Here is a 7,914-nt window from a genome sequence, read left to right on the forward strand (position 1 = left end):
GTGAGACCCTTCCGTTGTCAGGGAAACAGGGATTTGTCAACCTTTCTTCGCGTCTCTGCGCCTCTGCGAGAAACATCCGTAGCATCCGTCACAGCTCACCCTCATTGAGCTCGTTGAGCCCCAGGATGGTAGTTTTCAGTAGCGTTTTTGTAGACCTCATCTTTGTCTAAGGTCATGTGTTTTAATTCCTGCGCCACAAATTTCTTCATTTGCGTGGTGTAGTGTTTGCTGCCCGGTTTGTTGCTGGCGCCATACGGACTGATGCTCTCAATTTCAGGACCGTCTTTCGTGAATTTTACCAATTGAACCAATCCATCACCAATGTACATGGCGAGTTTTCCATCCTCACGTTCTTGGCAATACACCGCACGAATAGCATCTGGACCACCGTTGATGGCAAGGTCAATGCCACCACGAGAAAGCACTTGAACTTGTCCGAGTGGAACATCCAAGGTGCCGAAGTGCTTCAACAATCTTTCTTTGGTAGTACGCATATTCTTGAGAAAGAATTCTGTTCGAATAGAATCATTGTCTCGAATCTGTTCTACCGAAAAGCTATTGTCGTTATACATTTCGTACATCATGGTGAGGATAGTGGCAGCTTCCAGATTGGTGCTGTCGCCTCTAAAATTCCAACTGTTGAATTTGGAAATGACATCCGCCACGTCTGGGTGATTTTCGGGCTTCATCTGGAATAATCCCATGATTGGGTAGTTCTTCAGGAATACCATGCTATCTGGAAACTGAATATCAAACTTCAATTTCTTCACGCCCTCGTAATCGATAGAGGAAAGTCCCTCCAAAATCTCCGTGCTTCGGTTTCCTCTGTTGGTCTCCTTCTGTGCATCATAACCTATGGAAACAGGAAACAAGTCAGGGTCATTTACATACTCCGAGCACGTGTTTTTGTAAATGCAATTATTGGTATTGAATACGTATCCGCAAGCTGGATTCAGGTTCTGCGCCAATTCCTCCACTTTCAGGTAATCTGTCCAAAGCGTTGCCGAAGTATCTCCTGGCAATACCTTGCTCCAATCGTAATTCGGGTCTCTGCGAGGCACCTTTCCGTTGGCAATAAAGAAGATGGTATCGTTCTTATCGGCATAGGTAATGTTCTGCATCACAATACCTTGAATGCGAAGCGCATTGTAAAACTCCGTGTAGCTCTGCGCCTTGTTCATCCTATACCACTGCTCGCCAGCGTTCATTTCGAACAACGTAGGCATTCGGAAGGCAAACGTTCCTTGCTTGGTAATGAAAGTTGGGCCGTATTTGCTCCACCAGTATTTTTTACCAATGGTGATTTTGAAGCCTTTTTTCTTGCCAAGTGCCACACGCAACTTGGCTCGTTTGGTTTCTAGTTTGTAGTATTCGCCATCAAACTTGTACCACTTTTTCTTGTTTGGATGCATGGTCATCACGTACACATCCTGAAGGTCCAAATCGCCTGTGGTATGCGCCCAGCTCAGATTCTCGTTTGTGCCATGAAGTACCGAAACACTTCCATGAAATAAAGCACCTGTAATGTTCCAACCTTCTTCACTGTGCAAATGCGCCTCGTACCAAGACAAAATTCCCTCAATCGGTTGATGTGAGTTGATAACGTGATACGTGTTTCCGTGGTCTGTCAAAACCGAATTAAAGGCATAGGCATTGGAACCGATACCATCATCATTGATCTCTTTCTTGGGAAGTTCCTTGGCAAAACGACCATCCAGAATGCCGCTAATCACACCATCAACTCCGGCCATTAAGCTCTGCCCCAACATAAACCCGATAATCACTTCTTGAGGTGTTACAGGAAATGACTTCTTAACCCAAACCTCTTCTGGATGTGCGGCAGCATAGGCGTTCACACCTTGACAGGCTGCTTCAAGAATCAATTTAAAATCATCGGCCACACCTTCTTCATAATGCTGTTCCACGAATTCGTGCAATCCCATAGCCTGCACGGCATAGTCAATTCGTGCACCTTCAACTCCAAGGTGAATTCCCAAATAGCACTTAGCTGCCATTAACAGGAATTGCAATGTTTCGAAGTCGTCTTCGCAAGCGGCCCATTCCAAGCCGTAGGCTACTTCAGCATCTGTCTTTCCGAAAATGTGCGGCACACCAAACTCATCTCGAATAATGTCGATGTTGTTCGGGTCGATGATCTGCTTCGGGTTAAACTCGAAGGTTCTTACTTGAGCGTTAGATTGAAAACCGAAAAGGAGAAATAGAGCGAATAGCGACCAGCGACTAGCGAACAGTTTTTGCATTAGGTTATAGGGCTAGAATTTTGTGAGTCCGAAGATGCGAATTGCGAACGGAAATTGACTTATGTCAAGTGTGATATTTTTTGGTTGGAAAAGCCCACTGAATAGCCTAAGGGGGAAGGTGTGTGCGCAGAAAAGGCCATTGCAAAACCTCTGAGGTTTGTTTAAGCATGTGCTAAGGTTGGAATGAACACGTATTGTAAAATGCTCAATTAGAGAGGCATCTGGGCCAGCAGGAAGTTTATACCTTACTGAAGAAAAGAGCTAAGGAACTGGGGCTAATTATAAGCGAGGCCTAAACCAGCTTTTTCTTGCAAGTAATTATAGAAGCATTTTAATTCTATCCGATTACAGCGTGTGCTACTGAGTGGTTTTCATTTTTCGCTGTTGTTTAACAGTTAGGAATCCCGCTCATTTCTTTTTGGCGGGATGAATATCCAACTAGCGAGTAAGGGAAAGTTGGGTAACGTAGGAAGCTACACGCAGGTGCGGACTGCGGGCGATTTCCTGTCAAGCCCCCAGTACTCTAATTCGGAAAAATTACCTCCGAAAACCACCGCTGCCGCACTTGACGGGTAGCTGAAGTTATAAGCCGTTTTTCGTTGTTTGTATATTCCAAGTAATACAATTTAATATTCCACCTTCGATTGCAATTTCGTTGCTGTCAACGGTTGCAATTGTTTGTCCTTTAAAAACTTGCTCTAAAATTCTCACCGCCTTTTCGTCCTCTTTGCGTTTGAATGTTGGAATGATAACTGCCTGTTTCATTTGTAAATAATTCAAATAAACTCCTTCTGCACTCGAACTCGGTTTATTGTCGTATGGATTGTAAGGAATTTCAATCCAGTCAAGTCCAGCATTGTGTAAAGCCATTCTAAAAGCTCTTTGATAGGCGGGTTTCTCTTTTGAATAGTCGTTTATAAGAACTGTTTCACTATCAATGAAACGAACCATTCCGTCTGCGTGTCCAGTGAAATCTGATTTGTCCCAAGGCAAGAAAAACAAATTATCAACCTCAAATGTGTCTCGAAGCTGTTTAATTAATTCCCTTTCGCTGACTTTAGGATTTTCATTGAAAACCTTGTCGCACATTATAACTTTGTTAGTTGTCCGAATTACATTGCCACCGTCAACGATAAGTTCTGATTTTACTGGCAACAAGTTGATTGATTTGCAAATACTGTCAACATCGGAAATTGTCTTGCGTTTAGTTTTAGCTTGTAAATAATCCGGTTCGTATTCGAATTGCACAAACTTGTCTGCACTAATTTGAACTGGCATGAAGTCAACCGCCCAAATGTCTTTTGTGTTTGAAAGAAATTTGTACTGAATATCATTTTCTATCAACACTTTCTCAAAACGTGCTAAGAATGCTGAATACTTTTCCTTCTTTAATTTGTCTGCCAAATAAAGATAATTTGTTTCTCTGTCGTGTATCATTTTGACATTCTCGCTTTCCAAGTATTTTTAAAAACTTGTCCAATTTCCAGAAACTCTGCCTCTGTAAAGGTGTCTGTTTTAGCATTATTGCACCAATAACAAGCAAAAACAAGATTGTCCAAATCATCGTATTTCATATCTGGACTTTTTCGGTCAAGTTCAAGTTTCTTTCCTCTTGTTGCAATCCGCTTTGTTGTCAATTTACCGCTATCAAGAAGCTGTTTTATTTCTTCTTCGGTGATTTCGCAATAAGCACATTTTCCATTGTGTGTCAAATACCACTTGTAAAATTCGCTGAATGAAATTTTAATCTTCTTTCTTGTCCACAAGATTCTTATTTGAGCAATTTTTTGTCTTTCGGCTTTTAATTCCTCATACCAAATTGTCAAGGTTGGCCGAGGAATATTCAGCTTTTGGGAAATTGTCTTATAGTCTGTCTGTTCGACAAGACATAAATGTAAAAATTGTTCTTGTTGCTCTGTCATTGTTGCACGCATTAAAATGGCTTATAACGTTTCGTGGCTTGCCGAAGGCGGGGCGTTTTTGCACTGCCTTTCATTTGAAAAACTAAAGTTGGGTTAAGCACAAAACTGTCATAGAAGCTCGTCACCCCCGCTTTTGGCAAGCCCTTGTTAGCTGCCGTTTTACTTTGTCCATGAAGTATTATTGCCCCAAGAATATTCATGCCGTCTGTAAGGAGAGCATTCGTCCTCTCAATTGTGCAATTGATAAAAATTGTCCGTCAAATTTGGCGTGCAACATTCTGTGACAATTTGCACAAACCAATGCAAGGTCGTCTAAAGTTGTTTCTCTTACGCCAGTTTGTCCAATTGGGGTTTTGTGGTGACACTCTATAAAATTAGCTTGATACGTGTCAGGAAACGAGAATGCGCAAACCTCACATAGTAATGTATTGTTGCTAATGGCTTGTTGCTTTTTTTCTCTTACGATTTTACGATTTCTTTCTTTAACTAAATGCGCAACAAGTCGAAGCTCTCCTTCTGTAACTGTCAAATCAGGATATGAAGTTGCAAGTTCATTTATCAATGCAGCCGTTGTTGTTACAGACAATTGCTCTGTCGGAATAAAATGTCCGTTAAACCTTTGCCAAACATCATATTGTAATTCATCAATGTTTCCAATGTTGGCTATGTTTTCAATTTTGCAAGCATTGTCTTGTGTTATACCTGCAAAGTTTAATCTTTCCCATAGTGTTGATGAAACAGGAATAAAATTATCACGACTTGTTCTTGCAATAATCTTTACTCGTCTCCCATAACGATAATCTTCTCTATAATTTGGGCTGTTAATTTCATCAATCAATTCGTTATCAATCGGAGTAACCAAATGAGTAAAGGCAGGAACTCTATTTACTTTTTGGCGAACAAGAATTACTTCGTCTATTGCAGGGCTTAAAACATTTGTCCTATGTATTGTCGGAAAATGAATTACAAAAGTGTTTTCGTTTAAGTCCAAATATGCTTCACCGTCAGTCGTGTTTGTTACATTCTTAAACCAAACAATGTCGGCAGGTGTGTAAGTTTTTCTATTAACGGCTTCACTATACTGTCGAACAGCAAATTCGTTGTTCGGGTTTTTGAATATTTCCCAAACTCCGTGCTCCTCTTGGTCATATTTTACTACTTGACCTCTACCTGTTGTATAAAGAAAGTCATAAGGAGAGTTGGTATTTGTTAACCGCAATTTTTGATTTTCTGGGTAATGTATTCTTGAGCCGTGGTTAACGGTAAGAACTATTATTTGAGCTGTTACAGTTTCAGAATTTACGTCAGCCCACCGATTGTCAATGTATTCTTTGATTTGAGGATAAGTGATTTGTCCGTTCAGTGAATTAACGGCTTCTCTAATCATTCGCCACACATAAGGTTTATCAATTCTATAATTCGCATTGCCGTCATAAAGAATTTCTTGGCTCTCTCTTCTTCTTTGCAATGCGTTGCGCAAGTTTCTGTGCCATGTCGGTTCGTTGTTTGTGTCTGTGACAGGGGCAAGGTCGTCTTCTGTAAATCCGTCAAAGTTATGTTCAACAATATCATAGAGAGTTGAAATACTTAACCATTGTTGAAGCGGAATGTTGGCGGTTAAAACCGTCCAAAGAGTGTTTATCGGTGTTGTCATTTTTTCTTATATAGAATGTTCATTTCTTGCAAAAATGTTTCAAGTTAGCAGTATCCCCAAAAATGGCAGCTAACTCGTAAATATACGCCATGATTGACATTGTATTAAAAATTTATTGTATTGAAAATCAATTGATTGCTCGTTAAATACAAGAAAACGCAAGTTTGTTAAGACAATGTTTGATAGAAGGAAACGCAACGGTCTCATAGCTTATCCAATGGGCTTTTTATCTTCTTGATGTCGCGGTCTGTCACCTTTGCATTCAGCCCGTTGGATTTAGCTGTCATTGAGGCCTCTAAATCATCAACAAATAATTGTAAAGTGCAGTCCTTACGGTTGGATTTAGCTGTCATTGAGGCCTCTAAATCATCATGTCCAAACATCCTACGGGCTAAATCAGTGTGGTGCGAATGTCTGCATGCCCAAGTAGCTTCTGTATGTAGCCGATGTCTGTGCCAGCTTCCATCAGATGCGTTGCGTAGCTATGCCGAAGGCTGTGAATGCCTGTATCCTTGTTTATCTTGGCTTTTTTGATAGCCGATTTGAACACGTTTTGAGCGCTACGCGAACTGTATTGCCCACCGTATTGACCTTCGAAGAGGTATTCTTTTGGTCGGTATTCCTTAAAGTATTCGCGCAGTTGGGCGAGCAGGCTTTCGGGCAGGTTCACGTAGCGGTCTTTCTTGCCTTTGCCGCGCTCAATGAGCACTTGCATGTTTCCGCTATCAATGTGGGTCACTTTTAGGCCAACAATCTCTGACACGCGCAGTCCCATGCCGTAGCAGAGCTTTAGCATGGTATTGTGTTTTAGGTTGGGGGTGCTGTCAAAGAGTTTCTTCACATCCTTTGGGCTGATGTGCTTGGGCAGTGTGCTATGCTTTTTGGGTCGGGGTATGTCTATGAAGAAGTTCTCGCGCTTCAGTACTTTCTCGAAATAAAATTCAGCCCGTTGGATCATCCCCAAGAAAGTTGCGCAGCCGGCTTTTGAGATAGATTTTCCCGTTTCCCGACTTCAGGTACTTCTCTCTTCGGGTTGCATCTTGCTGATTATTGCATCCTTCGAAGTAAATGAGTTCCAGTGGCAACCGATGTTTAGTAGAATGTACTAGTCCGTTCTGATGTTGTTGCAGCCTTTGTCTTAAATCGGCAGTGTATCCAGTGTAAAAAAGGTCGTCCTTTTGGCTTCGCAGTACATAAACAAAGAAGTATGACATGGTTTTGTTATAAGATCCTACGGGCTAAATGGCGTTCAACCGACTGTGAAGCATGGCTTCGCTCAATTTAAGTTCGGTAGTGCAATAGAGCATGTAGCTTCGTAAGCGTATGGGGGTGAGTGTGTCCACATGTACATTGCCGAGAATGTATAATAGTTGGGCAAACTCGTTACGATAGGTGGTTTCGGTATTGTGGCTGTAGCCTTTCAGGCGTATGGTTTCGATGAAGCGGTCGAGCGCAGGGCGGTTCACTTCGCTCACTTTGGCAAGGGCGCGCTTACCAAGTTCGCGCAGTGGTAATCGGAAGAGCTGCCGGTAATGGTCGTTGTCTTTCACATACCATGCTTTTTGGCTATTGGACCAACGCACACCGGTAAGTTGCCGCACGCACTCATTCAGTGTAGGTTCGTACGGAAATCGAATAAGGATGACGGCCTCCTCCTTCAAGACACCTGGTTCATAGCTTACTTGTAGGTCGGTTGGAATTGAATTTATCGGTTTCTGCGCATCCATAACCATGAAAGTAAGGATATGCGCCATATTGTAGAAGTTGATTTACATGGAAAATCGGTCATCTCATTCACTTTTGCTCGAACTTCAGATGCCCCACGTTGTATGTAAACACCCGGTATCGGAAGGATGCAGTGCGGAAGATGATGGTGAAGACTGACATTGCTCCACTAATACGGTTGACACAGTTTACTGAACAGAGCCTCGCCAGATTGGGGTCTGTTCAACGAACTGTGTCAACCCTGAAGGTTGGCCGCGGCCAACCTTCAGGGTTGTGTCAATCGGTTTTCAAATATGATCATCATCTGTGACATTGTAAGGTTCCATCCGTTAAGTGGTCTTGTCCATTTCTT

Annotated in this window: 7 protein-coding genes; all 7 read right to left on the minus strand. The window is 42.1% G+C overall.

What is annotated here, in order from left to right; all coding sequences use genetic code 11:
- Positions 1–101 precede the first annotated feature (101 nt).
- Entirely contained in the window at positions 102–2,261 is a 2,160-nt protein-coding gene (locus tag K9J17_17215) for a penicillin acylase family protein (protein MCF8278471.1), read from the minus strand.
- A gap of 582 nt (positions 2,262–2,843) precedes the next feature.
- Positions 2,844–3,665 (minus strand): agmatine deiminase family protein, encoded by an 822-nt coding sequence (locus K9J17_17220; GenBank protein MCF8278472.1) that lies wholly within the window; start codon positions 3,663–3,665, stop codon positions 2,844–2,846.
- Between the two features lie 29 nt (positions 3,666–3,694).
- Positions 3,695–4,183: a hypothetical protein gene (locus K9J17_17225; GenBank protein ID MCF8278473.1), complete on the minus strand. Its 489-nt coding sequence runs from the start codon at positions 4,181–4,183 to the stop codon at positions 3,695–3,697.
- A 196-nt stretch (positions 4,184–4,379) separates the two neighbouring features.
- On the minus strand, positions 4,380–5,837 hold the full coding sequence (locus K9J17_17230; protein MCF8278474.1) for an HNH endonuclease: 1,458 nt from the start codon (positions 5,835–5,837) through the stop codon (positions 4,380–4,382).
- Positions 5,838–6,228: 391 nt separating this feature from the next.
- Positions 6,229–6,795, minus strand: a complete 567-nt coding sequence (locus K9J17_17235; protein ID MCF8278475.1) for a tyrosine-type recombinase/integrase — start codon at positions 6,793–6,795, stop codon at positions 6,229–6,231.
- Positions 6,779–7,051, minus strand: coding sequence for a GIY-YIG nuclease family protein (locus tag K9J17_17240; GenBank protein MCF8278476.1), 273 nt, complete (start codon positions 7,049–7,051; stop codon positions 6,779–6,781). The genes K9J17_17235 and K9J17_17240 overlap by 17 nt, the downstream gene beginning before the upstream one ends.
- A gap of 24 nt (positions 7,052–7,075) precedes the next feature.
- Entirely contained in the window at positions 7,076–7,591 is a 516-nt protein-coding gene (locus tag K9J17_17245) for a phage integrase N-terminal SAM-like domain-containing protein (protein MCF8278477.1), read from the minus strand.
- Between the last annotated feature and the right edge of the window lie 323 nt (positions 7,592–7,914).

This window comes from Flavobacteriales bacterium, from assembly GCA_021739695.1.
Lineage (GTDB): Bacteria > Bacteroidota > Bacteroidia > UBA10329 > UBA10329 > UBA10329.